The organism is Agromyces sp. NPDC057679, assembly GCF_042799635.1.
Classification (GTDB): Bacteria; Actinomycetota; Actinomycetes; order Actinomycetales; family Microbacteriaceae; genus Agromyces.
This window is the reverse complement of record NZ_JBHVIK010000002.1, coordinates 793,332-817,643: the sequence shown is the minus strand read 5'-3', so window position 1 is coordinate 817,643 and position 24,312 is coordinate 793,332. Positions and strand designations below refer to the sequence as shown.

The 24,312-nt window shown below is 72.0% G+C and carries 25 protein-coding genes; 9 read left to right on the top strand and 16 right to left on the bottom strand.

Annotation, left to right across the window (positions count from 1 at the left end):
• Nucleotides 1-23 precede the first annotated feature (23 nt).
• The 4 genes from ACFVAJ_RS10660 to ACFVAJ_RS10645 all read right to left on the bottom strand — a co-directional run bounded on the left by ACFVAJ_RS10660 (nt 24) and on the right by ACFVAJ_RS10645 (nt 5,240).
• The gene (locus tag ACFVAJ_RS10660; RefSeq protein WP_376943889.1) at nt 24-2,570 is read right to left on the bottom strand and encodes a DEAD/DEAH box helicase; all 2,547 of its coding nucleotides are present in this window, start codon (nt 2,568-2,570) and stop codon (nt 24-26) included.
• A 54-nt stretch (nt 2,571-2,624) separates the two neighbouring features.
• Nucleotides 2,625-3,317 carry an LGFP repeat-containing protein gene (locus tag ACFVAJ_RS10655; protein WP_376943887.1) on the bottom strand — a complete coding sequence of 231 codons (693 nt, stop codon included), beginning with the start codon at nt 3,315-3,317 and terminating at the stop codon, nt 2,625-2,627.
• A gap of 204 nt (nt 3,318-3,521) precedes the next feature.
• Nucleotides 3,522-4,274, bottom strand: a complete 753-nt coding sequence (locus ACFVAJ_RS10650) for a DUF1353 domain-containing protein (protein WP_376943885.1) — start codon at nt 4,272-4,274, stop codon at nt 3,522-3,524.
• Between the two features lie 45 nt (nt 4,275-4,319).
• Nucleotides 4,320-5,240 carry an AEC family transporter gene (locus ACFVAJ_RS10645; protein ID WP_376943884.1) on the bottom strand — a complete coding sequence of 307 codons (921 nt, stop codon included), beginning with the start codon at nt 5,238-5,240 and terminating at the stop codon, nt 4,320-4,322.
• Between the two features lie 112 nt (nt 5,241-5,352).
• On the opposite strand from ACFVAJ_RS10645, the gene ACFVAJ_RS10640 reads away from it, so the two are divergent.
• The 3 genes from ACFVAJ_RS10640 to ACFVAJ_RS10630 all read left to right on the top strand — a co-directional run bounded on the left by ACFVAJ_RS10640 (nt 5,353) and on the right by ACFVAJ_RS10630 (nt 10,114).
• Nucleotides 5,353-7,818, top strand: coding sequence for a phosphoketolase (locus ACFVAJ_RS10640; RefSeq protein WP_376943882.1), 2,466 nt, complete (start codon nt 5,353-5,355; stop codon nt 7,816-7,818).
• Nucleotides 7,819-7,914: 96 nt separating this feature from the next.
• Nucleotides 7,915-9,183, top strand: a complete 1,269-nt coding sequence (locus tag ACFVAJ_RS10635) for an MFS transporter (protein WP_376943880.1) — start codon at nt 7,915-7,917, stop codon at nt 9,181-9,183.
• Between the two features lie 307 nt (nt 9,184-9,490).
• Nucleotides 9,491-10,114 (top strand): GyrI-like domain-containing protein, encoded by a 624-nt coding sequence (locus ACFVAJ_RS10630; RefSeq protein WP_376943878.1) that lies wholly within the window; start codon nt 9,491-9,493, stop codon nt 10,112-10,114.
• A 40-nt stretch (nt 10,115-10,154) separates the two neighbouring features.
• Here the strand turns inward: ACFVAJ_RS10630 and ACFVAJ_RS10625 are convergent, their stop codons facing one another.
• From ACFVAJ_RS10625 to ACFVAJ_RS10615, 3 genes are read right to left on the bottom strand one after another with little or no spacing between them, the layout of a single operon-like run.
• A complete protein-coding gene (locus ACFVAJ_RS10625; protein WP_376943876.1) occupies nt 10,155-10,595 on the bottom strand; it encodes a VOC family protein in 441 nt (146 codons plus the stop codon).
• Between the two features lie 19 nt (nt 10,596-10,614).
• On the bottom strand, nt 10,615-11,085 hold the full coding sequence (locus ACFVAJ_RS10620) for an SRPBCC family protein (protein WP_376943874.1): 471 nt from the start codon (nt 11,083-11,085) through the stop codon (nt 10,615-10,617).
• Nucleotides 11,082-11,510, bottom strand: coding sequence for an ArsR/SmtB family transcription factor (locus tag ACFVAJ_RS10615; protein ID WP_376943872.1), 429 nt, complete (start codon nt 11,508-11,510; stop codon nt 11,082-11,084). The genes ACFVAJ_RS10620 and ACFVAJ_RS10615 overlap by 4 nt, the downstream gene beginning before the upstream one ends.
• Before the next feature lie 212 nt (nt 11,511-11,722).
• On the opposite strand from ACFVAJ_RS10615, the gene ACFVAJ_RS10610 reads away from it, so the two are divergent.
• Entirely contained in the window at nt 11,723-12,148 is a 426-nt protein-coding gene (locus ACFVAJ_RS10610; RefSeq protein ID WP_376943870.1) for a VOC family protein, read from the top strand.
• 72 nt (nt 12,149-12,220) lie between these two features.
• On the opposite strand, the gene ACFVAJ_RS10605 is transcribed toward ACFVAJ_RS10610, so the two are convergent.
• Nucleotides 12,221-12,673 carry a MarR family winged helix-turn-helix transcriptional regulator gene (locus ACFVAJ_RS10605; RefSeq protein ID WP_376943868.1) on the bottom strand — a complete coding sequence of 151 codons (453 nt, stop codon included), beginning with the start codon at nt 12,671-12,673 and terminating at the stop codon, nt 12,221-12,223.
• A 117-nt stretch (nt 12,674-12,790) separates the two neighbouring features.
• On the opposite strand from ACFVAJ_RS10605, the gene ACFVAJ_RS10600 reads away from it, so the two are divergent.
• Both ACFVAJ_RS10600 and ACFVAJ_RS10595 read left to right on the top strand, forming a co-directional pair.
• On the top strand, nt 12,791-14,002 hold the full coding sequence (locus tag ACFVAJ_RS10600; RefSeq protein WP_376943866.1) for an MFS transporter: 1,212 nt from the start codon (nt 12,791-12,793) through the stop codon (nt 14,000-14,002).
• A 56-nt stretch (nt 14,003-14,058) separates the two neighbouring features.
• A complete protein-coding gene (locus ACFVAJ_RS10595) occupies nt 14,059-14,901 on the top strand; it encodes an aldo/keto reductase (RefSeq protein WP_376943864.1) in 843 nt (280 codons plus the stop codon).
• Between the two features lie 75 nt (nt 14,902-14,976).
• Here the strand turns inward: ACFVAJ_RS10595 and ACFVAJ_RS10590 are convergent, their stop codons facing one another.
• The 3 genes from ACFVAJ_RS10590 to ACFVAJ_RS10580 form a co-directional block, all read right to left on the bottom strand.
• Nucleotides 14,977-15,321 carry a zf-TFIIB domain-containing protein gene (locus tag ACFVAJ_RS10590; protein ID WP_376943862.1) on the bottom strand — a complete coding sequence of 115 codons (345 nt, stop codon included), beginning with the start codon at nt 15,319-15,321 and terminating at the stop codon, nt 14,977-14,979.
• A gap of 175 nt (nt 15,322-15,496) precedes the next feature.
• A complete protein-coding gene (locus ACFVAJ_RS10585; protein ID WP_159602901.1) occupies nt 15,497-15,703 on the bottom strand; it encodes a cold-shock protein in 207 nt (68 codons plus the stop codon).
• Nucleotides 15,704-15,930: 227 nt separating this feature from the next.
• Nucleotides 15,931-16,134, bottom strand: coding sequence for a cold-shock protein (locus ACFVAJ_RS10580; protein WP_022888560.1), 204 nt, complete (start codon nt 16,132-16,134; stop codon nt 15,931-15,933).
• A 340-nt stretch (nt 16,135-16,474) separates the two neighbouring features.
• On the opposite strand from ACFVAJ_RS10580, the gene ACFVAJ_RS10575 reads away from it, so the two are divergent.
• From ACFVAJ_RS10575 to ACFVAJ_RS10565, 3 genes are all read left to right on the top strand, one after another.
• Entirely contained in the window at nt 16,475-17,023 is a 549-nt protein-coding gene (locus ACFVAJ_RS10575; protein WP_376943860.1) for a VanZ family protein, read from the top strand.
• 50 nt (nt 17,024-17,073) lie between these two features.
• Entirely contained in the window at nt 17,074-17,517 is a 444-nt protein-coding gene (locus tag ACFVAJ_RS10570; protein ID WP_376943858.1) for a DUF2510 domain-containing protein, read from the top strand.
• 88 nt (nt 17,518-17,605) lie between these two features.
• Nucleotides 17,606-18,718 carry a YbdK family carboxylate-amine ligase gene (locus ACFVAJ_RS10565; RefSeq protein ID WP_376943856.1) on the top strand — a complete coding sequence of 371 codons (1,113 nt, stop codon included), beginning with the start codon at nt 17,606-17,608 and terminating at the stop codon, nt 18,716-18,718.
• Nucleotides 18,719-18,806: 88 nt separating this feature from the next.
• On the opposite strand, the gene ACFVAJ_RS10560 is transcribed toward ACFVAJ_RS10565, so the two are convergent.
• The 5 genes from ACFVAJ_RS10560 to ACFVAJ_RS10540 are packed head-to-tail and all read right to left on the bottom strand — an operon-like array spanning nt 18,807 to nt 24,298.
• Complete coding sequence (locus tag ACFVAJ_RS10560) at nt 18,807-19,691, bottom strand: MurR/RpiR family transcriptional regulator (RefSeq protein ID WP_376943854.1); 885 nt, start codon at nt 19,689-19,691, stop codon at nt 18,807-18,809.
• Nucleotides 19,692-19,729: 38 nt separating this feature from the next.
• Nucleotides 19,730-20,692 (bottom strand): N-acetylmuramic acid 6-phosphate etherase, encoded by a 963-nt coding sequence (gene murQ / locus ACFVAJ_RS10555; protein ID WP_376943852.1) that lies wholly within the window; start codon nt 20,690-20,692, stop codon nt 19,730-19,732.
• Nucleotides 20,689-21,993: an anhydro-N-acetylmuramic acid kinase gene (locus ACFVAJ_RS10550; protein ID WP_376943850.1), complete on the bottom strand. Its 1,305-nt coding sequence runs from the start codon at nt 21,991-21,993 to the stop codon at nt 20,689-20,691. Before ACFVAJ_RS10550 ends, murQ begins: the two co-directional genes overlap by 4 nt.
• On the bottom strand, nt 21,990-23,456 hold the full coding sequence (locus ACFVAJ_RS10545; protein ID WP_376943848.1) for a glycoside hydrolase family 3 protein: 1,467 nt from the start codon (nt 23,454-23,456) through the stop codon (nt 21,990-21,992). The genes ACFVAJ_RS10550 and ACFVAJ_RS10545 overlap by 4 nt, the downstream gene beginning before the upstream one ends.
• Nucleotides 23,453-24,298 (bottom strand): carbohydrate ABC transporter permease, encoded by an 846-nt coding sequence (locus ACFVAJ_RS10540; RefSeq protein ID WP_376944638.1) that lies wholly within the window; start codon nt 24,296-24,298, stop codon nt 23,453-23,455. The genes ACFVAJ_RS10545 and ACFVAJ_RS10540 overlap by 4 nt, the downstream gene beginning before the upstream one ends.
• Nucleotides 24,299-24,312: the final 14 nt, after the last annotated feature.

The following is a 24,312-nucleotide window of genomic DNA, read 5'->3' as shown; positions in this document are numbered from 1 at the left end:
GGAACCTCGGTCGACCGCCCGGCTCAGAGCCGGACGACCTCGGTCACCCGCACGACGGCGATCCCCTCCTCGGCCGAGGCCTCGAGGTCGACCTCCGCGCGGATGCGCCAGTCGTGGTCGCCCGCCGGGTCGTCGATCGTCTGCTCGACGCGCCAGATCCCGCTCGAGGCATCCGCCTCGTCGATCGCGACCATCCGCGGCGAGCGCGCCGCGGGCCCGGTGCCGATCTCGTCGTGCTCGTCGTAGTAGCGGTCGAGCGCGCCCGGCCAGTCGACCTCGGGGTCGAGTTCGGCGAGCTCCTCGTCGCGTTCGAGCGCGGCGAGCTGCACCCGGCGGAACAGCTCGTTGCGCACCAGCACCGTGAAGGCGCGGCGGTTCGTGACGACCGACGGCGGCGCGGGCGGCACGACGGCCTGCTCGTCCTCGGGCAGATGGGCGGCGGGGTCGATCAGCTCGGCCCACTCGTCGACGAGGCTCGAGTCGACCTGGCGCACGAGCTCGCCGAGCCACTCGATGACGTCGAGCAGCTCTTCGTCCTTCGCGTCGTCGGGCACCGTCTGGCGGATCGCACGGAACGCGTCGGAGAGGTAGCGCAGCACGAGCCCCTCGCTGCGGGCGAGCTGGTAATGCGAGACGTACTCTCCGAACGACATGCTGCGCTCGAACATGTCGCGCACGACCGACTTCGGCGAGAGCGCGAAGTCGCGCACCCACGGCTGGCTCGACGCGAAGGTCTCGAACGCCTGGTGCAGCAGCTCGTCGAGCGGCTTCGGCCAGGTGACGTCCTCGAGGGCCTCCATGCGCTGCTCGTACTCCACCCCGTCCTGCTTCATCGCGGCGACGGCCTCGCCGCGGGCCTTGTACTGCTGCTGCGAGAGGATCGGCCGCGGGTCGTCGAGGGTCGACTCGATGACCGAGACGACGTCGAGCGCGTAGTGGCCGGTCGCGATGCCGGTGCCGGGCGCCGCCTCGGGGTCGAGCAGTTCGATCGCCGCGAGCGCGAACGGCGAGAGCGGCTGGTTGAGCGCGAAGTTCGGCTGGAGGTCGACGGTGAGGTGCAGCTCGACGCCCAGGGGCTGCGCCGCGGCATCCGCGGTCGGCGCGATCACCACGACCTCCGCGTCGCGGAGGGTGCGCAGGATCTCGAGCGCCCGCCGGGCGAGCTCGAACCGTCGCGCCCGCGATTCGTGGTTGTCGAAGACGAGGGCGCGGATGTCGCCGACGACGTCGCCGCCCCGCGCGATCACGTTGATGAGCATCGCCGCGGTGAGCTGCAGGTGCGGCGTAAGCGCCTCGGGCTGGGCGGCGATGAGCCGGTCGAAGGAGACCTCGCTCCAGGTGACGAATCCGGCGGGCGCCTTCTTGCGCACGACCTTCTTGAGCTTCTTCGGGTCGTCGCCGGCCTTGCGCACGGCCGTCTCGTTCTCGATCTCGTGTTCGGGGGCGAGCACGACCACGGTGCCGGCGGTGTCGTACCCGGCGCGGCCGGCCCGCCCGGCGATCTGGTGGAACTCGCGGGCGCTGAGCTGCCGCATCCGCTGCCCGTCGAACTTCGAGAGCGCCGTGATGAGCACCGAGCGGATGGGCACGTTGATGCCGACGCCCAGGGTGTCGGTGCCGCAGATGACCCTGAGCAGCCCGCGCTGCGCGAGGGTCTCGACGAGCCGGCGGTAACGCGGGAGCATCCCGGCGTGGTGCACGCCGATGCCCGCCCGGACCAGGCGCGACAGGGTCTTGCCGAACGCCGTGGTGAAGCGGAACCCGCCGATCGCCTCGGCGATCTCGTCGCGCTGCTCGCGCGTGACGACGCGGATCGAGGAGAGCGCCTGCGCCCGCTCCATCGCCGCCGCCTGCGAGAAGTGCACGATGTAGACGGGCGCCTGCCGGGTCTCGAGCAGCTCCTCCACGGTCTCCTGCACCGGCGTCTTCGCGTACGAGAAGTGCAGCGGCACCGGCCGCTCGACGCCCGTGACCTGGGCCGTCGGCCGGCCCGTGCGCCGGGCGAGGTCGTCGGCGATCGCGTCGACGTCGCCGAGGGTCGCCGACATCAGGATGAACTGCACCCGCGGCAGGGTGATGAGCGGCACCTGCCAGGCCCAGCCGCGGTCGGAGTCGCCGTAGAAATGGAACTCGTCCATCACGACCTGGTCGACCTCGGCGTCGGCGCCGTGCCGCAGCGCGAGGTTCGCGAGGATCTCGGCCGTGCAGCAGATGATCGGCGCGTCGGAGTTCACCGAGCTGTCGCCCGTCACCATGCCGACGTTCGCCGCTCCGAAGACCTCGACGAGCTGGAAGAACTTCTCGCTCACGAGCGCCTTGATCGGCGCCGTGTAGTACGAGCGGCCGCCCCGCGCGACGCACGTCGCGTGCGCGGCGACCGCGACGAGCGACTTGCCGGTGCCCGTCGGCGTCGAGAGGATGACGTTCGCCCCGGCGACGATCTCCATGACCGCCTCGTCCTGCGCGGGGTAGAGAGCGAAGCCCCGGTCGTCGGCCCACTCGACGAAGGCGTCGTACATCGCATCGGCGTCGTACGGGCGCGGGGCACGGTCGAGGAGGGGCTGGGTCATCCGTCGAGTCTGTCACGCGCGCGGACGCCTCCCGGTGCCCGGCTCGCGCGGCCGTCAGTCCCGCGGGGCGAAGCCCGGCGTCAGCCGGCCGAGCAGTCGCTCGCTCGCGGGATCGAGGGCGCTCGTCGCGTCGCTCGCACCGGCCCGGTTCGCGGATGCCTCGGCGCCCGCGATCTCGACGAGCGGCCCGTCGGCCGACGACCAGGCGATGCGGCCGTGCTCGAAGCGGGCCGAGAGCAGCCCCTCGTCGCCGAGCTCCGTGTCGCCGACGGGCAGGCCGAGCGCCCCGCGCTCCCACCCGAGCAGCGCCCAGATGTCGCGCACCATGCCCCGCACCACGCGGGCGCCGTGCTCGGGGCTCCAGTAGATCGAGCCGCCCTCGAAGTGGGCGTGCCCGCCGGGCCGGGTCGTTCCGTCGGGCCACGCGACCGGTGTCGAGTCGGTGATCGGGAACCCCAGGATCGACGTCTCCGCGCCGTGGGCCTCCCAGCACTCGGCGACGGGCCCGTGCACCTCGTGCGCACCGGTGCGACTCGACCAGCACACGGCTCCGCCGTCGAAGCGGCGCAGGTACTGCTGGCCTTCGCCGAGTCGTTCGTGCCGTCCCCGCGATTCACCGAGCCACTCGTGCTCGGCGCGCTTCGCACCGATCGCGGCGACCGCGACGAGGAAGAGGTCGGCCGGGCGAGGCTCGTCGTCGCTCGTGGCCCGCTCGGTCCGGACGGGCGCCGTCATCCATTCGGCCATCGCCGATCCTCTCGTTCGCTCGGGCATCGTGCGCGAACCGGGATCGTGCCCGGTGGAACAGGGAAGCCGGCCGCACCTCGTGTTCGGGTACGAGATGCTGGCCGGCCTGGGATCACCGAGGTTCCGTGCTGACAGTTCCCCCTGCGGTGCACGGGCGGCGATCGCTCACAACGGTATTGGCGGCCGACCGCCCGAGGATCAGGGTTAACCCTGATCTTCGCCGTGACGGCGTCGGTCGACGCCCACCGTCGGCCGCCACACCTCGCCCGGCCGGCCGCCGGTCACGAGTTCGACCGCCGCCTCGACGAGCCGGAACGGCACGAGGGCGGCGAGCTGCACGAGCACCAGCGGCCCGAGGAGCGCGAGCGAGAAGGTGAGGGTCGCGACGAGCGGCGCGAGCCGCCCGCGCACGAGCGAGGCCAGCCCTACGAGGGGCCAGGAGACGAGCCACATCGGGTTCGCGAAGGCTGCGATCAGGGCGCCCACGAGCACGAGCGCCCCGATCGCCGACTGGACGATCACGAGCCATCCCGCAACGCCGCCGAACTCGCGCTCGCGATCGGCCGACACCCACGCCCACATCAGCCGCGCACGCAGGCGCGGCACGCCCTGCTCACGCAGCGCCGTGCGGAACACTCGGTCGTCCTCGCGCCGCTGCACGAGCGCCGCCCGGCGATCGCCGAGCGCGGCCGCCTCGCGGGATCTCGCATCGTGCAGCACGGCGGGTGCCGACTGCCGGCCATAGCTCGCGATGAGCCCCCAGAGCGGCGTCGGCACCGAGGCGAGATCGGTCGGGGCGGCGGATGCCTCGCCGCGGGCGGGCACCCGGTAGCGGCGGCCCGTCTCGGGGTCGAGGTAGACGAACGCCTCGGTGAGCTCGAAGCTCGGGGCATCCGCCGGTCGCTGCGCGAGGCCGAGCTCGGCGAGGCGATCGCCGTCGTCGGTATGGAAGGGCATGCGGCCTCCTCGGCTCGCGACCCATCATGCCGCGCACGGCCGACCTCAGCCGAGCAGCAACGCCAGCCCGAGCAGAACCGGCAGGCAGCCGACGGTCGTGACGAACACGGTGTCGCGCGCCACGATCTCGGCGGTGTCGTAGCGCTGCGCGAAGTTGAAGACGTTCTGCGCCGTCGGCAGCGCCGCGAGCACGGTGACCGCGTACAGCGCGGTGTCGTCGAGCCCGAACACGAAGCGGCCGAGCAGCCACGCGACCGCGGGCATCACGATGAGCTTCAGCGTCGAGGCCAACAGCACCTCGCGGCGACCGCTGCCGGCGGCGAGCATCCGCTGGCCGTGCAGCGAGAGGCCGAACGAGATGAGCATCAGGGGCACGGCGGCGTGGCCGAGCAGCTCGACCGGTTCGAGCACGATCGGCGGCAGCTCGACGCCCGACACCGCGACCGCGACCCCGGCGAGCGACCCGATGATGATCGGGTTGGTGAAGGTGCCGCGGACGATCTGCCAGGCCGAGGTCCTCCCCTCGACCCGGGCGCCCAGGATCGCGAGCGCGACCGGCGCGAAGAGCAGCAGCTGCAGCAGCACGATCGGCGCCGAGTAGGCCGCGTCGCCGAGCATGTACACCGCGATCGGGATGCCGAAGTTGTTGCCGTTCACGTAACCCGAGGCGAGCGAACCGACCACGGTGCGGGCGAGGTCTCGCCGCCAGACGAGCATCGCGACCAGTCCGAACACGAGCATCATCGTGATGGCGGCGAGGGCGGACACCGGCAGCAGCACGGAGAAGAGGGCTCCGACGTCGGCGGTCGCGAGCACCGAGAAGAGCAGGAACGGCGCGAGCACGTTGAAGGTCAGCCGCGCGAGGATGGGGCGCGCCTCGGGCCCGAGGACCCCGGTGCGCCCGGCCAGCCAGCCCGCGAACACGGCGAGCGCGATCACCGCGAACCCCGTGAGCACCGATCCCATCGCCCTCGAGCCTAGCCGTGCCGTGACGGCGCGCCCATGGGCCCGAGGCTGGCCAGAGCCCGTGGGCCCGACCTAGGCTCGGGGTGGCGGACGATCGAACGGGGTGGGGACGATGGCCGGAGCTGACGGACGAGCGGTGCGAGCGGCAGGCGACGAGCACGAGGCATCCGCCCGCGGGGCTCGTACGGTGCCGATCGAACTCGTGGACCGGTGGTGGCGGGCCGCGAACTACCTGAGCGTCGGACAGATCTACCTGATGCGCAACCCGCTGCTCGACGAGCCCCTCGCCCGCGACGACATCAAGCCGCGCCTGCTCGGGCACTGGGGCACCTCGCCCGGGCTCAACCTCGTCTACGCGCACCTCAACCGGGCGATCGTCGAGCGGGGCACGCCGACGCTCTACGTGTGCGGGCCCGGCCACGGCGGGCCCGCGATGGTCGCGAACACCTGGCTCGACGGCACCTACTCCGAGCTCTTCCCGGAGGTCGCGAGCGACCGCGAGGGCATGGCGCGGCTGTTCCGGCAGTTCTCGTTCCCGGGAGGCATCCCGTCGCATGCCGCGCCCGAGACGCCCGGCTCGATCAACGAGGGCGGCGAGCTCGGCTACTCGCTCATGCACGCCTACGGCGCCGCGCTCGACAACCCGGGGCTCGTCGTCGCGTGCGTCATCGGCGACGGCGAGGCCGAGACCGGCCCGCTCGCCGCGAGCTGGCGCGGCCACGCCTTCCTCGATCCCGAGACCGACGGGGCCGTGCTCCCGATCCTGCACCTCAACGGGTACAAGATCGCGAACCCGACGCTGCTCGCCCGCATCCCCGAGTCGGAGCTCGTCGACTTCCTGCGCGGCAACGGCTACGAGCCGCTGCTCGTCACGGGCGGCTTCGACGGCGAGGATCCGATGGCGGTGCACGCGCGCATGGCCGACGCGATCGACGTCGCGTACGACCGCATCGCCGCGATCAGGGCGGATGCCGCGGCGGGGGCCTTCGCTGCGCGCGCGGCCCGGTGGCCCGCGATCGTACTGCGCACCCCGAAGGGCTGGACGGGGCCGCGCGTGGTCGACGGCGTGCAGGTCGAGGGCACGTTCCACGCGCATCAGGTGCCGCTCGCGGGGGTCCGCGAGAACCCCGAGCACCTCGCGATGCTCGACGACTGGCTGCGCTCGTACCGCGCCGAGGAGCTCTTCGACGATGGCGGACGCCCGGTCGCGGAGCTCGACGCGCTGCGACCGTCGGGCGAGCTGCGGATGAGCGCGAGCCCGCACGCGAACGGCGGCATCGCACGCCCGATCGAGCTGCCGCCGACCCGGCCGCACGCGCTCGACGTGGCGGCCGACGAGCGCGGGCTCACCGGCGAGGCGACGCGGGTGTTCGGGGCGTGGCTCGCCGACGTCATGCGCGAGAACCCCGACACCTTCCGGCTGTTCGGGCCCGACGAGGTGCTGTCCAACCGGCTCGGCGCGGTGTTCGAGATGACCGATCGCGTCTGGGCCGAGGCGCTGCATCCGCTCGACGAGCACCTCGCGCGGCGCGGCCGGGTCGTCGAGGCGCTCAGCGAACACCTCATGCAGGGCATGCTCGAGGGGTACCTGCTCACCGGGCGCCACGGGTTGATCACGAGTTACGAGGCGTTCGTCCACATCGTCGACTCGATGTTCAACCAGCACGCGAAGTGGCTCGAATCGGCCCGCGAGGTCCCGTGGCGCGAAGACGTCGCGAGCCTCACCTACCTGCTCTCGTCGCACGTGTGGCGCCAGGACCACAACGGTTTCTCCCACCAGGACCCGGGCTTCCTCAACGTCGTCGTCAACAAGCAGGCCGAGATCGTGCGGGTGTCGCTGCCGCCCGACGCGAACACCCTCCTCGCGACGATGCGGCACGCCTTCGGCACGCGCAACCGCATCAACGTCGTCGTCGCGGGCAAGCAGCCGCAGCAGCAGTGGCTCTCCCCCGACGAGGCCGACGCGCATGTCGCCGCGGGGCTCGGGGTGTGGGCCTGGGCGGGCAGCGAACCGGGGTTCGACGCCGGCGACCCCGCGGCATCCGTGCCCGATGTCGTGCTCGCCTGCGCGGGCGACGTGCCCACCGTCGAGGCGATCGCCGCGGCGCAGCTGCTGCGCGAGCGGCTGCCCGAACTGCGCGTGCGGCTCGTGAACGTCGTCGACCTGATGCGCCTGCAGGACCGGTCGCGGCACCCGCACGGGCTGACCGACGACGCGTTCGACGCGATCTTCACGACGTCGGCCCCGGTGATCTTCGCCTTCCACGGCTACCCGTCGCTCATCCACCAGCTCACATACCGCCGAACGAACCACGCGAACCTGCACGTGCGCGGCTTCGCGGAGCGCGGCACGACGACGACGCCGTTCGACATGCTGCTCCTCAACGACCTCGACCGATACCGGCTCGCGCTCGACGTCCTGCACCGGGTGCCCGGTCTGGCGGAGCGCCCCGGGGTGGACGCGCTCGCGGAGGAGTGGCGTGCCGCCCGCGTCTCGGCGCGCGCGCACGCCTACGAGCACGGCGAGGATCCCGCGTGGATCACCGACTGGCGGTTCGAGGTGCGCCGCGGCGGGTGACGGGTGCCGCCGGCAGGCGGGCGCTGCGGCAGGATGTCCCGCCTCGATGGCCGGATTCCGCCATCGGTAAGGATTCCTTACTGCTACGTTCGACGGATGCCGACCGTCTCCTCCGCCCGCTGGGCGCTCATGGCCCAGTTCGCCCTGTTCGGCCTCATCCAGGTCTCGTGGATGAGCCGGATGCCGTCGATCCGCGACGCCCTCGAGCTCACCTCGCTGCAGCTCGGCTCGCTGCTCATCATCGGCGGTCTCGGCTCGCTCATCGGCGCGCTCACGGTCGGGGCGGTCATCGCGCGCTTCGGCAGCCGCAACGTGCTCATCGCGGGCATCGTCGGCAACGTCGTCGGCTTCGGCCTGGATGCCACGGGGCTGCTCGGCTTCGGACTCGGGTTCTTCATCGCGGGGATGGCGGTCAACGGCGTGTGCGGCGCGCTCGTGAACGTGCCGATCAACATCAACGCGGCCGCCGTCGAGCAGCGCCTCGGCAAGGCCGTGCTGCCGCAGTTCCACGCGGCGTTCTCGATCGGCGCCGCGCTCGGCGCGCTCGTCGCGGCGGGATTCGCGTTCGCCGGTGCCCACGTCGCGTTGCAGATCGTGGTCGTCACCGCCGTCGTCACCGTGCTGCGCGCACTGCTCGTCGCCCCGGCGACCACGCTCACCCCGCAGTCGCCGGTCACCACGGCCACGGGGTCGGTCGATGCGGTCTCGACGCGCGAGCGCAACCGGAGCGCCGTGCGCTCGGCGCTCGGCGCGTGGCTCGAACCCCGCACGCTGCTCCTCGGGGTCGTGCTGCTCGCCGCCTCCCTCGCCGAAGGGGCCGCGACCACGTGGATCTCGCTCGCGGTCGTCGACGGCTTCGCCGCCGCGGAGGCGACGGGTGCGATGGCGTACGGCACCTTCGTGGGCGCGATGACGGTGTTCCGCTTCGTCGGCACCGGGCTCATCGACCGGTTCGGCCGGGTCGCGGTGCTGCGCGCCTCGGGACTCTCATCGCTCGCCGGCCTCCTGCTCTTCGTCTTCGGCCCCGACCTCGCGGTGGCCTGGATCGGCCTCGTGCTCTGGGGCTGCGGCACCGCGCTGGGCAACCCGATCGCGATCTCCGCGGCATCCGACGACCCCGAGCGCGCCGGCCAGCGCGTCTCGGTCGTGACCTCGTTCTCGACGATCTCGTCGCTCGCCGCGCCGCCGCTCTTCGGACTCCTCGCCGACGAGGTCGGAGCGCGCTCGGCACTGCTCGTGGTCGGCGCCGTCATCATCCTGAGCCTCGCCGTCGCCGGGCAGGCGCGGCGCCGGCCGGCTCCGGCCGAGGGGAAGCCGACCACCTCCACTACTCCGACCGCGCCGACCGCATCGATCGACGCCTGACGCCACCACCGTCCGGCGGAACTCCATTCAGCCGCCGTCGCCGTGGTCGTCGGCGTGGACCCCGCCTCCATCCCTCCCGCCCGTGACGACGTCACTGATCCGCCTCAGGTATCAGCGACGTCGTCGCCACGCACCAACAGGCCCGACCACCCGATACCGGAGGCGGATCAGTGACGTAGTCGCCACCCACCAACTGGCCCGACCGCCCGATACCTGAGGCGGATCAGCGACGTCGTCGCCACGAGCGCCTCCTCTCGACCGACCGACCGACCGACCGACTGTCGGCGGTGCGGGTGACGATAGGCAGATGGCGACGACGAAGTTCGATCCGAAACGCGAGATCCCGAGCTACACCGCCCGGCACGGCCGCTTCGACCTCGTCGAGGTGCCGCCGCTGCGCTACGCGATGGTCGACGGCGAGGGCGATCCCAACACGGTGCCCGAGTACGCCGCGGCGGTCGAGGCGCTCTACGCGGTCTCGTACGCGGTGAAGTTTCAGAGCAAGCGCGACCTCGACCGCGACTACGTGGTGGGTCCCCTCGAGGGGCTGTGGAGCGCAGACGACCCGTCGACCTTCGTGACCCGCGAGAAGTCGGCCTGGAGCTGGACGATGATGATCTGGCAGCCCGACTGGCTGACGCCCGAGGTGCAGGAGGCCGCGATCGCCAAGGCGCTCGCGAAGGCCCCGGCCGTCGCGCGGCTGCGATTCGAGACCCTCGACGAGGGGCTCTGCGTGCAGACCCTGCACCGCGGCGCCTACGACGACGAGGGCCCGACGCTCGCACGCCTGCACGACGAGTTCATGCCCGCCGAAGGCCTGCGCTTCAACGGGCGGCACCATGAGGTGTACTTCGGCGACCCGCGGCGCTCGGCACCTGAGAAGCTCCGGACGATCCTGCGTCAGCCGGTCGCCCGCGTCTCGGCTCGCTAGCGCGAGCGGGCCCGGCACTCCGCCGGGCCCGCTCGCTCGCTCAGGCGTCCTGCTCGGCGCCGAAGCGCTGCCGCGCCTCGACCGGGATGAGCGGGCGCTCGCCCCTGGCCTTGATCTGCTGCACCGACCAGGTGTTGCCGTCGGGGTCGGCGAAGCCGAAGAAGGTGCCGCCGTCGCGCGGGTCGATCACCTGGATCGGGCTCGCGTCGACACCGCGTTCGACGAGTTCGGCACGAGCCGCCTCGGCATCGGCGACGACGAGCTGCACGCCCTTCAGCGAGCCCGGCACCATCTCCTGCTGCGAGGGCAGCGAGCCGATCACGATCGAGCAGCCCGAACCGCGCGGCGTGAGCTGCGCGATCTCCAGGTGCTCGGTGACCGTGTGGTGGTCGAGCTCGAACCCGACGCGGTCGCGGTAGAACTCGATCGATCGTTCGATGTCGCTGACGGGCACGATGACCACTTCGAGCGTCCAGTCCATGATGTGCTCCTTCCGAAGGTCAGGCGACGAGCGCGTCGAGGCGCGCGTAGCCCTCGGTGAGCCCGGTCTCCATTCCGCTCGCGACCATGCCGTCGCGGCTCTCGACATCGGGGTAGACCGAGTGGATGCTGAGGCGGGTGCGGCCGTCGCCGAGGTCCTCGAAGCGCAGGGTCTCGATCGCGACGACATCGGGGTAGCCCTCGAACTCGAAGGTCTGGATCGCGATCTCGTTCTCGCGCACCGAGTGGAAGGTGCCGTTGAAGGCCCACTTCGCACCGTCGGCGTCGGTGTGCACGTAGCGGTAGCCGCCCTGCGGCACGAAGTCCCACCGCTCGACGGCCATCTCGTAGCCGTTCGGCCCGAGCCACTGCTTGACGAGGGCGGGGTCGCGGTGCGCCTCGAAGACGGCGGCGACGGGCGCGTCGAACTCGCGCGCGGTGTCGATGAAGGGCAGCCCCTCGGGGGCGGTGATGGTGACGGGGTTCGTCATTGTCCTGTCTCTTTCCTGTGCGGCGCGGCCGGCCGGCCGCGCTCGGAGAGGTCGCCGACCTGGTCGGCAGTGGATGCCGCGGCGTTCGCGCCGCGGTCATCGGCGAGCAGCGCGTCCAGCGAGCGGAACTGCTGCTCGTGGATCAACCGGTAGCGGTCGATCCACTCGGTGAGGGCTTCGAGGGCCGCCGGGTCGAGGTGCACGGGGCGCCGCTGGGCGTCGCGCGTTCGCGTGACGAGCCCGGCGTGCTCGAGCACCTGGATGTGCTTGGAGACGGCCTGCTTGCTGATCTCGAACGGGTCGGCGAGCTCGTTGACGGTCGCCGGCCCCCGACTGAGTCGGGCGATGATGCGGCGGCGGACCGGATCGGCGAGGGCCATGAACGCGCGATCGAGCCGGTCGTCCGACTTCGGGTCCACGATCATCGCTCCTCCTCAACCAGTTCATTGATCAACCATCTGATTGATTAAAGAATACGACGGCCGGATGCCGCGGTCAAGACCCGCTTCGAAACCCGCTCCGCCGCGAGGCATCCCGCCGCCTCACGCCGCTCGAGCGGCTCGAACCGGGGCTTGCGGCACGGCGGGCGGGCGAGAATCATCGGCACTGTCCGCTCACCCAGCGAAGGGAATGCACCATGGCACGGCTCAACCCCTACATCAACCTCAAGGACAACGCCCGCGCGGCGCTCGAGTTCTACCATTCGGTGTTCGGCGGCCAGCTCACCGTCAACACCTTCGGGGAGTTCGGGCAGGCCGACGACCCCGCCGACGCCGACAAGGTCATGCACGGCCAGGTCGAGGGCGACGGCGGCATGTGGATCATGGTCGCCGACACTCCGAGCCACATGCCGCCGGCGCCCGAGACCAGCAACATCTCGGTGTCGCTCTCGGGCGGTCCCGACGACGACGCGACGCTGCGCGGCTACTGGGAGAAGCTGCTGGCCTCGGGGTCCGAGATCGTGCCGCTCGAGGTCGCGCCCTGGGGCGATGCGTTCGGCATGTGCACCGACGGCTTCGGCGTCACCTGGCTCGTCAACATCGGCGGCGCGCAGCAGGGCTGATCGCCGCGACGCTGCGAGCATGACGCACACCCGGGCATCCCGTCCGTGCGCGCTCGACGTTGTGTCTCCGGTTCAGCCGGCGACGGGCGCCGCGACGTGCAGCGCGTCGACGACGGGCGCGAGCTCGGGCTGCGCGGCCGCCTCGGCGAGCACGCGCTCGAGCGTCTCGTCGTGGATCGGGCGCGCCTGCTCGTAGAGGGCCAGCCCGGCCGGCGTGAGCTCGGTGTAGATGCCGCGTCGATCGTCGGCGCACAGGATGCGCGTGAGCAGCGCCCGATCTTCGAGCCGGTTGACGAGTCGGGTCGTCGCGCTCGGGCTGAGCGCCGTCGCCCGGGCGAGCTGCTGCATGCGCATGTGCCAGCCGTCCTGCCGGTTCAGCGCGTCGAGCACGGTGTACTCGACGACCGAGAGATCGACGGAGGCCCCGAGCGCGCGCTCGAGCTCGGACTCGATCAGGCCGTGCAGTGCGGCGAGCGTGCGCCACCCCTGCGCGCGCACTTCGACGGCGTCGTCGGCGATCCCCATGCTGCCTCCTCGAATTTAGTTGCTTGCGCTTTGTATTTGCGTGTGCAAGTATTAACGTCGCTTGCGCAATAGCACGCGCTTGCAACTAATTCCCTCCACTCTAGCAGGAGCTTCGCCATGCCACTCGGACTCATCGCACTCGCCATCGGCGGATTCGGCATCGGACTCACCGAGTTCGTCATCATGGGCCTGCTTCCCGAGGTCGCGACCGACTTCGGCGTGGGCGAGGCCACCGCCGGCTGGCTGATCTCGGGCTACGCCCTCGCGGTGGTGGTCGGCGCACTCGGGCTCACGGCCGCCACCATCCGACTCCCCCGCAAGCCCGTGCTCATGGGCCTGCTCGTGCTGTTCATCGCCGGTAACGCCGTCTCGGCGCTCGCGCCGAGCTACGAACTCATGATGACCGGCCGCGTGATCGCCGCACTCTGCCACGGCGCCTTCTTCGGCATCGGCTCGGTGGTCGCGGCGAACCTCGTCGCCCCCGACAAGGCCGCGGCCGCCATCGCGATCATGTTCACCGGGCTGACCGCCGCGAACGTGCTCGGCGTGCCCTTCGGCACCTTCATCGGCCAGCAGTTCGGCTGGCGCGCGACCTTCTGGGCGATCACCGCGATCGGCGTCGTGGCCCTGGCCGGCATCGCCGCCCTCGTGCCGAGCCTGAGGACCGCCGGCCCCGCGCCGAGCCTGCGCCGCGAGCTCGGCGCCTTCCGCTCGGGTCAGGTCTGGCTCTCGCTCGCCGTCACCGTGCTCGGCTTCGGCGGCATGTTCGGCGCCTTCACGTACATCGCCTTCACCCTCACCGAGGTCAGCGGCTTCGCCGCCTCCGCCGTGCCGTGGCTGCTCGTGCTGTTCGGCGCCGGTCTCGTCGTCGGCAACTGGGCCGGCGGACGCCTCGCCGATCGCTCGATCGACGGCACCCTGCTCGCCTTCATCGCCGCGCTCGTCGTCGTGCTCGCCCTCTTCGGATGGCTCGCCAGCGGCCCGATCGCGACCGTCGTGCTGCTCGTGCTCATGGGCGCCTTCGGCTTCGGCACGGTGCCGGGCCTGCAGAGCCGCGTGATGCGCTTCGCGGCCGGAGCGCCGACGCTCGCCTCGGGCGCGAACATCGCGGCGTTCAACCTCGGCAACGCGCTCGGCGCCTGGGCCGGCGGCCTCACCATCGCCGCCGGCCTCGGCTTCACCTCGCCCATCTGGGTGGGCGCCGGCATCACGCTCGCCGCCCTCCTCGTGATGGCGATCGCCGCCGCGACGGCGCGTCGCTCGTCCAGGGAGGATGCCGCCGCGACGGCCTTCCCCGCGACCTCCCCGACCACCGTCCCCGCCGCATGACCTCGGCGCGGCGCGGCGCCTCCACACCCCGTTTGATCGACCAGGAAAGCGACTCCATGACCACCACCACCACCACCGTGCCCACCGTCACCCTCAACAACGGCGTGCAGATGCCGCAGCTCGGCTTCGGCGTCTTCCAGGTCCCCGAGCCCGAGACGGCCGCGGCGGTCGCCGCCGCCCTGGAAGCGGGCTACCGGAGCATCGACACCGCCGCGATCTACGGCAACGAGGCCGGCGTCGGCCGCGCCCTCGCCGAGTCGGGCATCGAGCGCGACGAGCTGTTCGTCACGACGAAGGTCTGGAACTCGGACCAGGGCTTCGACGCCACCCTCCGCGCCTTCGACGCGAGCCTCGGCAAGCTCGGGCTCGACCGCCTCGACCTCTACCTGATCCACTGGCCGACGCCCGAGCGCGACCGCTTCGTCGACACCTGGCGGGCGCTCGAGCGACTGCTCGACGAGGGGCGGGTGCGCGCCGTCGGCGTCTCGAACTTCGAGCCCGCCCACCTCGAGCGGCTCATCACCGAGACCGGCACCGTGCCGGCCGTGAACCAGATCGAGCTGCACCCCGCACTGCAGAACCGCGCGACCGTCGCGGCGAACGACCGCCACGGCGTCGTCACCGAGGCCTGGAGCCCGCTCGCGCAGGGCGCCGTGCTCGGCGAGGCATCCGTCACCTCGATCGCCGCGCGCCTCGGCGTGACCCCTGCGCAGGTCGTGCTCCGCTGGCACCTGCAGCAGGGCCGCGTCGTGATCCCGAAGTCGGTGACCCCTGCGCGGATCGCCGCGAACCTCGACGTCTTCGGCTTCGAGCTGACGGGCGACGACCTCGCCGCGATCGACGCGCTCGAGCGCGACGGACGCACCGGACCCCACCCGGCCGAGTTCAACGCGGCCTGATCCGGCCGCGCCGACGACGAATGCCGCGCCGGCCGCCCGAATGGCGACCGACGCGGCATTCGCGTGTTTCGGGGTTCAGTCGAAGAGCTCGGAGAGCCAGCTCTCCTTCTTCTTCTTGCGGCCGTACCCCTGGTCGCCGTAGCCGCGGTTGTCGTACCCGCGGTTGTCGTACCCACGGTTGTCGTAGGGCTGCTGGTACGCCTGCTGACCGTAGGCCGGCTGCTGCGGCGGGGCGGGCGGCGCCTGCGGGGCGGCGGCGGGTGCGGCCTGCGCACCGCCGAACTCCCGGCCGGCCCGCTCGACGATCTTGTCGAGCTCGCCGCGGTCGAGCCAGACGCCGCGGCAGGTCGGGCAGTAGTCGATCTCGATGCCGCTGCGCTCGCTCATCACGAGCACGGTTCCGTCACTGGGGCATTGCATGGGGGCTCCTCCTTCGGGGCCGACCGCGGGCCGGGGTCGATGTGTTCCGATCGTAGGCATCGAAGCTTTGAAGACGCCCGACGGCGCCGAACGCACGAACGACGGATGCCCCGGCGCATCTCCCGGGAACGGGAGGGCGCCGAGGCATCCGTCGTCTGAAACGCGCTGGGAGAACTTAACCGATGACGGTGATGTTCTCTGCCTGCAGGCCCTTGGGGCCGCGGGCGGTCTCGAACTCGACCTTCTGGTTCTCCTCGAGCGAGCGGTAGCCGCCCGACGCGATCGCGCTGAAGTGCGCGAAGACATCGGCCGAGCCGTCGTCGGGGGCGATGAAGCCGAAGCCCTTGTCGGCGTTGAACCACTTGACGGTTCCGGTTGCCATATTCATTTCCTTCTGTAGAGCCGAGCCGCCGGAGCGGCTGCGACGTGCACGACCGAAGTCGTGCGGGTTCCCAGCGACGATGTCCGTCGCCGGGAGCTCGCGTGCCGTTCGTGCGGATGACGACGGCTCGCGGGCCCAACACTAGACGGTGAAGCTGTGATACCGCCCGGATACGCCGAACGCCGCCGCAGCACGAGGCTGCGACGGCGTTCGACTTGCCGTTGGGCTCAGAGGCCGCGGATGTTCTCCGCCTGCAGGCCCTTCGGGCCCTGCGCGACGTCGAATTCGACCTTCTGGCCCTCTTCGAGCGAGCGGTAGCCGTTGCCCGAGATCGCGCTGAAGTGCGCGAAGACGTCGGCCGAGCCGTCGTCGGGAGCGATGAAGCCGAAGCCCTTTTCGGCGTTGAACCACTTGACGGTTCCAGTTGCCATACTGCTGTCCTTCTGTCCTTATGGGCCGCTGTCGCGGGCCCGATGCGATCGACGGTCGATCGCTGCCCCGCACGGCAGGTTGCCAGACGGAGCGGGGGCGAGGGACGGTATGCCATGCAGGCATCCGCCGTCTCGTATCGGGTCATGCCACGCGGATCGGTCCGCCTCCGGGCAATCGAATGGAGGCGCGGGCAAGCGCCCGCTTGATGGAGGAATCAGTGAAAATACACTATCGGCTTCTTCGCTGTAGCACACCGGTCGCGACCGGATTGTGACGTTCGGATCCGACTCCCGGGAGGAATCCAGCCCGTTCGAAGGCTCGGAGGAGGAGAATCGGGCCATGGATCGCCGCCCCCTCGGTCTCGTCGCTGCCGCGTACGCGGCGCTCGTGCTGTGGGTGACGGTCGGTCCGGCGCCCTGGAGCACGACCGGCAACCAGGTCGACGGCGGCATCCTGAACCCCGACGCCTGGACGGCCCAGGTGACGTGGACCACCGGCTATCTCGCCGAGATCGCGTTCAACGTCGCACTGTTCGTGCCGGTGGGCGTGCTCGCGGCCCTCCTCCTCCCCCGACGGGCCTGGCCGCTCGCATTGCTCGCCGGCCTCGCGTTCACCACCGTCATCGAGCTCATCCAGCTGCCCGAGCCCGATCGCATCTCCGACCCGCGCGACCTCGTCATGAACACGGCCGGGGCGGTGCTCGGCGTGGTGCTCGTCCAGGCCGCCCGCATGGTGCGCCGGGCCGGTGCCGTGGCCGCCGCAGAGGTCGTCCCGCCCACCGCGGCCCTCGACGCCGAGGCGCTGCTCGACCTCGGTGCCGCGGCGAGCCCGCGCGACCCCGAAGACCTGCTCGCCGCCATGGGGAGTTCTGCCGATCGCGCAGCCTGACGCGCGGCTCTACAGTGGGCGGATGACCTCTCCCGACGCCGCGGCCGCGTATGGCTGAGCGCTCGGCGGGCTGGTACGACGACGAGGCGGATGCCACGTGGCTGCGCTACTGGGACGGCCGCGGCTGGACTCCGCACACGGCGCACAAGGCGGTCGCGTCGCCACCTTCAGCGCCGGGCGCGCCGGCCCCCGAGCCTGCCCTCGTCGCCGCGTTCGCGCCCGCGCACCTCGGCGCACTCGCCGCGACCCCCGACGGCGCCGACGAGCTGGCCCAGCCCCTCATGCAGACCATGCGCCTCGTGCCCGAGCACACGACCGTGCCGACGCCGCACGGCGGCGCCGTGGCATCCCCGTCGCCGTTCACGACGAGACCGGTGCACTCGGGCGACCGCCTCTCGCGCGGGCGCGTGGCGCTGATCGTCGTGGCCGCCCTCGTGGCCGGGTCGCTCGTCGTCACCCTCGCGTCGAGCGTCGCGGTGCTGCTGCTCTTCTGACGTCGCGTCGACCCGACGCACGATGCCGGCAAGCCCTTGACGCGCGCCGACCCGCTGGCGAGAGTGTGAGCATCGAGAGGAAGCTGCGATGACCACCTTCGGGCTCGAGGAGGAGTTCGTCTTCCTCGACCGGGAGACGCTGCGCCCGGCCGACGTGGCCGACGGCGCGTTCGCGCACCTGGCCGCCGACCCCCGCTGGAAGCCCCTCGCCCACCGCGAGTTCCTCGCCGCGCAGGTCGAGCACGCCTCGGCCGTCTTCACCGACATGACGGAGGCCCAGGAGGCGCTCGTCGGGTTCCGCCGCGAGGTCGCCGCCGAGGCGGACGGATACGGCGTCGTCGCCGCTAGCGTCGGCTGCCCGCCCGATGCGCTGCCGTTCCCGACGATCACCGACACCCCCCGCTACCAGCGCATCGCCGACGACATGGCGGGCGTGATCGCCGACCACCAGATCCAGGGGCTGCACGTGCACGTCGGGATCGACGATCGCGACGACGGCGTGCGTGCACTCAACGCCATCCGCAACTGGTTGCCCCTGCTGTCTGCGCTCACCGGCAACTCCCCCGTCTGGCGCGGCCACGACACCGGCTACGAGAGCTGGCGCAACGTCGGGCAGCGCCGTTGGACGACGACGGGGTGCCCGCCCGAGTTCCGCGACGCGGCCGACTACGACCGGCGCCTCGAACGGCTCGTGGGCATCGGCGGCATGAAGGACCACGCGATCATCATGTGGGCGGCGCGACTGTCGGACCACGTGCCCACCGTCGAGGTCAGGGTCGCCGACGCCCAACTCGAGGCCTGGTCGGCCGTGCTGCACGCCGCCGTGTACCGGGCGCTCGTCGACAGCGTGATCGACGTCTCGCTCGGCGCCGCCGACGCGGTCGTGCCGAGCGCCGAGGCCGCCCCCGGCCCCGAACTCCTCAACGCCGCGCTGCTGCACGCGGCCCACAGCGGGCTCGACGCCCTCGTGCTCGACCCCGTGCTCGGCGAGCTCCGCCCCGCCGACGAGGTGCTCGATCGCGCGCAGTCGCTGCTCGCCCCCGCACTCGACGCGAGCGGCGATGCCGGACTCGTCGCGACCGGCTTCGCGCGCCTGCGCGAGGAGGGCACGGGCGGGGCACGGCAGCGCGCGGCCTTCGCGTCCGGCGGGATGCCCGCGCTGCGGGAGCTCTACACGTCGACCTTCACGGCCGAGCGCTGAGCCGGCACGGCACGGCACGGCACGCGCGCCGGTTTCGTGCGAACGGCTCGGCGAGCGACTCGGCGGGGGCCTCGTGCGGGGCCTGGCCTCAGGCCGGCCGCCGCCGCGACGGGACCCGATGGCTCGCGGTGACCTCGAAGGTGCGCTGCAGCGGGGTCGAGACCGAGTCGCCCAGGCGCTGCGCGACCCGCACGAACAGGAAGTCGACGACGGCGAGCTGCGCGATCCGGCTCGACATCGCCCCCACCCGGTAGCTCGACTCGCGTGCGTGCGTCATCAGCACGAACTCGGCGAGCTCGGCGATGGGCGACTCGGGCGAGTTCGTCACGGCGACCGTCGTCGCCCCGCCCTCGCGGGCGACCTCGAGCGCGTGGTTCGTCTCGGCCGTGAGCCCCGAGTGCGAGATCCCAATCGCGACGTCCCCGGGCTTCCGCAGCGCCGCCGAGACGAGCGCGAGGTGCACGTCGACCGAGCAGAACGCCGAGATGCCGATGCGCGAGAGCTTCTGCTGCAGGTCCTGTGCGGTGAGCCCGCTCGAGCCGAACCCGTAGAGGTCGACGTGCGCCCCCGCCACGATCGCGTCGACGACCTGGTCGAGCACCGTCGTGTCGAGGCCGCCCACCGTCTGCTCGATGGCGAGCACCTCGTGGAAGGCGATCTTCGCCACCACGTCGGATGCGGTGTCGTCGGGGTCGATGTCGGCGTTCGCGAGGCCGAAGCGGTCGCGCTCCGCGGCCTCGCGGCTCACGGCGCTCGCGACCTCCATGCGGAACTCGCGGTAGCCCGAGTACCCGAGCGTCTGGCAGAACCGGGCGACCGTCGACAGCGAGGTGCCGCACACGCGTGCGAGGTCGGTGATGGTGAGGTCGACGACGAGCGTGGGGTCGGCGATGATCGCCTCGGCGACGCGCGCCTCGGACGAACTCAGGCGCGGCACCGCCTCGCGCACGGTCGAGAGCACGTTCGCCGACATCTCCAGCCTTCCGTTCCTTCTCCTTGTGATCGCGCGCCCTATTCGACGGTCGTGTCGCGCACGCTGGAGAGAGCATCGCGCAGCACTCCATCTTCGGCGGCGAGGCGCGCCAGCGCGAGTTTCGGATCCACCCCAGTCATGGTGACGAGGATCGCGGCCTTCACGTGCCCGTCGACCGAGGCGAGCGCGGCGGAGGCGGTGACGGCATCCACCCCGGTCGCCTGCATGACGATGCGCTCGGCGCGCGCACGCAGCTTCGCGTTGGTGGCCTGCACGTCGACCATGAGGTTGCCGTGCACCTTGCCGAGGCGCACCATCGCGATCGTCGAGATCGCATTGAGCACGAGCTTCTGCGCGGTGCCGCCCTTCAGCCGGGTGGAGCCGGCCACGATCTCGGGGCCGACGACGGTCTCGATCGCGAGGTCGGCGGCCGCGCCGATCGCCGAGTCCTCGTTGCAGGCGAAGCCGATGGTGAGCGCCCCGACGCGCTTCGCGTACTCGATGGCGCCGAGCACGTACGGGGTGCGGCCCGATGCCGAGATGCCGATGAACGCGTCGGCGGTGCCGAGCCCGATCGCCTCGAGGTCGGCGGCGCCGAGCGCCGTGTCGTCCTCCGCGTTCTCGACGGCCGAGCGCAGCGCGCCGTCGCCGCCGGCGATGAGCCCGACGACGAGCGCGGGATCGGTGCCGAAGGTCGGCGGGATCTCGCTCGCGTCGAGCACGCCCATGCGCCCGGCGGTGCCGGCCCCGGCGTAGACGAGGCGACCGCCGCCGCGCAGCCGGGCGACGATGGCGTCGACGGCCGCGGCGATCTGCGGCGTCGCCTCGGTGACGGCCGCGACGGCCTGCGCGCTCTCTGCCTGCATGGCGGCGAGCTGCGCCTCGGTCGAGAGCAGGTCGAATCCGGCGTGGGCGTCGTTGACCTGTTCGGTCGAGAGTTCGCCGAGCAGCTCGCGCAGTGCGTGATGCTCGGCCGACTGCTGCGGTGGGTGACCGCTCATGGTGTTGCTCCCCCGTTGGTGCGGTGTTCGTCGGTGCGGTGTTCGATGGTGCGGCGTTCGATGGCGCGGTGTTCGATGACGATGGATGCCACGCCTGCGAGCGGCGCGGGCAGATCGAGCGGCTGCGGCCCGGGCGAGAACCGCCCGAGCACGCGCGCGCCCGCAGGGTCGGGGCCGAGTTCGATCGGCACGCCGTGCCGGCTGCAGTACCCGAGGAGCGCGAACATGAGCGACTCCTTGAACGCCGGGTCGAGGCCGCGGGCGGCGCTCGACTCGACGGAGATGCCGCGGGCGGTCGCGTGTTCGGCGATGCGCGCGAGCAGCACCGGGTTGAGCGCCCCGCCGCCCGAGCAGACGAGGACGACGGGCGCGTCGTCGGCGAGAGCGTCGACGACCGCGCGCGCGGTGAGCTCGGTGAGCGTCGCGACCAGGTCGGCGAAGGGGAGCGCGTCTCGCGCATCGGCCCCGTCCTCGCCGCCCGTCGTCGCGGCGACCGCGGCGACCGCGGCGTCGACGACCCCGAGGTCGAAGGTCTCGCGTCCCGTCGACTTCGGCGCGCGGGCCGCGAAGTACGGGTGCGCGAGCAGTGCGGCGAGGAGCGCCTCGTGCACCCGCCCGGCGACGGCGAGCCGTCCGCCCTCGTCGTAGCCCTGCGCACCGGCCGTCTGGCGGTCGACCACGGCGTCGATGAGGCAGTTGCCGGGGCCGGTGTCGAAGGCGACGACGGAACCGTCGGCACCGACGAGCTGCACGTTCGCGATGCCGCCGAGGTTCACGGTCGCGATCGTGCGTCCGGCGGTGCGGGCCTCCTCACCCAGCCAGAGCCGGTCGAAGAACGCCATGAGCGGCGCTCCCTCGCCGCCCGCGGCGATGTCGGCCATACGCACGTCGGAGAGGACGGGCACGCCCGCGCGCTCGGCGATCCACGCGGGCTCCCCGAGCTGCAGGGTGCCGCGGGCATGCCCGCCCTCGACCCAGTGATGCACGGTCTGGCCGTGCGAGACGATGAGCTCGGGCGTCGCGCCCGAGGCACGGATGCCCCCGGCCGCCGCGTCGGCGAAGGCCTGGCCGAGCTCGGTGGTGAGCCGGGTCCACCCGCCCGCGTCGAGCGCCTCGCCGGCCGCGACCGACAGGATCCTCGCGCGGAGCGCGGGGTCCCAGTCGACGGTGCTCGTGTGCAGCGGCGTCAGCCGCAGCGGCGTCGCATTCGCTCCCTCGGCGGGGCGCGCGGGCTCGATCTCGACGACGGCGACGTCGATGCCGTCCGCCGAGGTGCCCGACTGGAGCGAGAGCACGATCACGCGCCGGCTCCCGACTCGAGCAGCTCGCTCGCGACCTCGGCGGCGAGCCGGCTCGCGGCGCGCGTGTGCAGCGTCGGCAGCGGCAGCGGCTCGCCGGGCATGCCGGTGTCGACCACGACGGCATCGGGACGGATCGCCGCGATGTTCGCGACGCGCTCGCGCTGCGGGCCCGGTGCGCCGACGGCGTCGACGATCACGACCAGCTGGCCGTCGCCCGGCACCGCGGCGTTCCCGCGCAGCACCCGGCCGCCGGCCGCGAGCGCCCGCTCGACGTAGTCGGCGTCGCTGTCGACGGCGAGCGTCGAGCGGCCGCGCACGTCGAGCACCGCACGGGATCCCGGGAGCGCCGGGATCTCGGCGTCCACGGTGATCGCCTCGCGGGCGACCCGGCGTGTGTCGAGCGGCATCCGCGTGTTCGACGGAGCCTCGTCGAGCGAGACCGCGAGCCGTCGCACCCGATCGGCGGCGCGCTCGACGGTCGCGACGTCGAGCGTCCCGTCGTCGATCGCGGCGAAGATCGCCTGCTGCACCTCGCGGAAGTCGCGCACGTCCTGGTCGGCGACGGCCGCCGCGCCGAGGTTCGTCGGGTTCGAGATGCAGAGCAGGTCGGCGCCAGCGCGGAGCGCCTGCACGGCTCCGGGGCCGGCCCCGACCGATTCGCGCACCGCGGCCATGTCGAGCGCGTCGGTGATGATGACGCCCTCGAAGCCGAGCTCGCGAAGCCGACCGAGCGCGATCGGGTTCAGGGTCGCCGGCGCGGCACCCCACTCGGGCACGATGATGTGCGCGGTCATGACGGCGGCGACCCCCGCGGCGATCGCCGCGCGGAACGGCGGCAGGTGCATGCGCTCGAGCTCGTCGAGCGAGATCGTGAGCTCGGGCATCGCGTGGTGCGAGTCGAGGTGCGTGTCGCCGTGCCCGGGGAAGTGCTTCACGCACGCGGCCGCACCGGCCCGCTGGATGCCGCGGAGCTGCGCCACGGCGTGCCGAGAGACGAGCTCGGGGTCGGCCCCGAACGAGCGCACGCCGATGACCGGGTTGCGCGGGTCGGTGTTCACGTCGGCCACCGGCCCGAGCACCACGTTCGCCCCGACGGCGCGCGACCGGTCGGCGAGCTGCTCGCCCACCGCCTCGGTCGCCGCGAGGTCGTCGACGAAGCCGAGCTGCGCCGCACCCGGCAGCGTCGAGCCGAGCGCCGCGTCGACGCGCGTGACGTTGCCGCCCTCCTCGTCGATGCCGACGAGCAGCGGTCGGGTCGCTGCGGAGTACGCGGCGAACTCGGCGGCAAGGGTCGGAGCTCCTCGACCGGCCGGGTCGTGCAGGTTGTGCGCGAAGAGCACCGCACCCGCGAGGCCCGCGTCGAGCTCGCGGCGAAGCCAGTCCGGAATGCTCCGGCCGAGGAAGCCCGGCCAGAGCACTCCGCCCACCAACCCCCTGATGGTGGGGTCGTCCGCGGCGGTCACCCCTTCACCGCGCCGGCCACGAGGCCGCTCGACAAGCGACGCTGGACGATGACGAAGAAGATCATGACCGGGATCGTGATGATCGTGGAGGCGGCCATGATGTAGCCCCACTCGTTCGAGTGCTCGCCGAAGAACTGCTTGAGGCCGATCGCGACCGTGTAGTTCTCGGTCGCCCCGCCGAGCAGGGTCATGGCGAAGATGAACTCGTTCCAGGCGGTGATGAACGAGAACACGCTCGTCGCGACGAGTCCGGGCATGACGAGGGGCAGCAGCACCGAGCGGAACATCCGGCCCCAGCTGGCGCCGTCGATGTACGCGGCCTCCTCGAGCTCGACGGGCACCGCGGCGACGAAGCCGCGCAGCATCCAAATGCCGAACGGCAGCGAGAGCGCGACGTAGACGACCATGATGCCGAGCAGCGTGTTCAGCAGCTGCAGGTCGCGCACCTGCACGAACAGCGGGATCACGAGCGCCTCGAGCGGCACCATCTGCACGATCAGGATCATGAGGAGCATCGCGGTGCGGAACTTGAAACGGAATCGCGCCACCGCGACCGAGGCGAGCAGCGCGAGCAGCGCGCTCGCGAGCACCGTCACGACCGCGACGATCGCCGAGTTGCGCAGGAACACGTCGAACCCGCCCTCGGTGAGCACGTACTCGAAGTTCTCGAGCGACCACTCGCGGGGCAGCAGCTGCTGCCCGCCCGCGCCGGCCTGCGCGTCGAAGGCGCTCGAGAGCATCCAGAACGCGGGGAACAGGGTGAAGCCGAGCAGCAGCACGACGAGCACCGCCTTGCCGCCCGCGATGCGCGCCTTGCGCGCCGACTTGCGGCTCTTGCGCAGCTGCGCCACATCGG

Excerpts from the sequence above, each read along its gene's own strand:
- ACFVAJ_RS10660 (WP_376943889.1), bottom strand. The coding sequence starts at position 2,570 with ATGACCCAGCCCCTCCTCGACCGTGCCCCGCGCCCGTACGACGCCGAT.
- ACFVAJ_RS10655 (WP_376943887.1), bottom strand. The coding sequence starts at position 3,317 with ATGGCCGAATGGATGACGGCGCCCGTCCGGACCGAGCGGGCCACGAGC.
- ACFVAJ_RS10650 (WP_376943885.1), bottom strand. The coding sequence starts at position 4,274 with ATGCCCTTCCATACCGACGACGGCGATCGCCTCGCCGAGCTCGGCCTC.
- ACFVAJ_RS10645 (WP_376943884.1), bottom strand. The coding sequence starts at position 5,240 with ATGGGATCGGTGCTCACGGGGTTCGCGGTGATCGCGCTCGCCGTGTTC.
- ACFVAJ_RS10640 (WP_376943882.1), top strand. The coding sequence starts at position 5,353 with ATGGCCGGAGCTGACGGACGAGCGGTGCGAGCGGCAGGCGACGAGCAC.
- ACFVAJ_RS10635 (WP_376943880.1), top strand. The coding sequence starts at position 7,915 with ATGCCGACCGTCTCCTCCGCCCGCTGGGCGCTCATGGCCCAGTTCGCC.
- ACFVAJ_RS10630 (WP_376943878.1), top strand. The coding sequence starts at position 9,491 with ATGGCGACGACGAAGTTCGATCCGAAACGCGAGATCCCGAGCTACACC.
- ACFVAJ_RS10625 (WP_376943876.1), bottom strand. The coding sequence starts at position 10,595 with ATGGACTGGACGCTCGAAGTGGTCATCGTGCCCGTCAGCGACATCGAA.
- ACFVAJ_RS10620 (WP_376943874.1), bottom strand. The coding sequence starts at position 11,085 with ATGACGAACCCCGTCACCATCACCGCCCCCGAGGGGCTGCCCTTCATC.
- ACFVAJ_RS10615 (WP_376943872.1), bottom strand. The coding sequence starts at position 11,510 with ATGATCGTGGACCCGAAGTCGGACGACCGGCTCGATCGCGCGTTCATG.
- ACFVAJ_RS10610 (WP_376943870.1), top strand. The coding sequence starts at position 11,723 with ATGGCACGGCTCAACCCCTACATCAACCTCAAGGACAACGCCCGCGCG.
- ACFVAJ_RS10605 (WP_376943868.1), bottom strand. The coding sequence starts at position 12,673 with ATGGGGATCGCCGACGACGCCGTCGAAGTGCGCGCGCAGGGGTGGCGC.
- ACFVAJ_RS10600 (WP_376943866.1), top strand. The coding sequence starts at position 12,791 with ATGCCACTCGGACTCATCGCACTCGCCATCGGCGGATTCGGCATCGGA.
- ACFVAJ_RS10595 (WP_376943864.1), top strand. The coding sequence starts at position 14,059 with ATGACCACCACCACCACCACCGTGCCCACCGTCACCCTCAACAACGGC.
- ACFVAJ_RS10590 (WP_376943862.1), bottom strand. The coding sequence starts at position 15,321 with ATGCAATGCCCCAGTGACGGAACCGTGCTCGTGATGAGCGAGCGCAGC.
- ACFVAJ_RS10585 (WP_159602901.1), bottom strand. The coding sequence starts at position 15,703 with ATGGCAACCGGAACCGTCAAGTGGTTCAACGCCGACAAGGGCTTCGGC.
- ACFVAJ_RS10580 (WP_022888560.1), bottom strand. The coding sequence starts at position 16,134 with ATGGCAACTGGAACCGTCAAGTGGTTCAACGCCGAAAAGGGCTTCGGC.
- ACFVAJ_RS10575 (WP_376943860.1), top strand. The coding sequence starts at position 16,475 with ATGGATCGCCGCCCCCTCGGTCTCGTCGCTGCCGCGTACGCGGCGCTC.
- ACFVAJ_RS10570 (WP_376943858.1), top strand. The coding sequence starts at position 17,074 with ATGGCTGAGCGCTCGGCGGGCTGGTACGACGACGAGGCGGATGCCACG.
- ACFVAJ_RS10565 (WP_376943856.1), top strand. The coding sequence starts at position 17,606 with ATGACCACCTTCGGGCTCGAGGAGGAGTTCGTCTTCCTCGACCGGGAG.
- ACFVAJ_RS10560 (WP_376943854.1), bottom strand. The coding sequence starts at position 19,691 with ATGTCGGCGAACGTGCTCTCGACCGTGCGCGAGGCGGTGCCGCGCCTG.
- murQ (WP_376943852.1), bottom strand. The coding sequence starts at position 20,692 with ATGAGCGGTCACCCACCGCAGCAGTCGGCCGAGCATCACGCACTGCGC.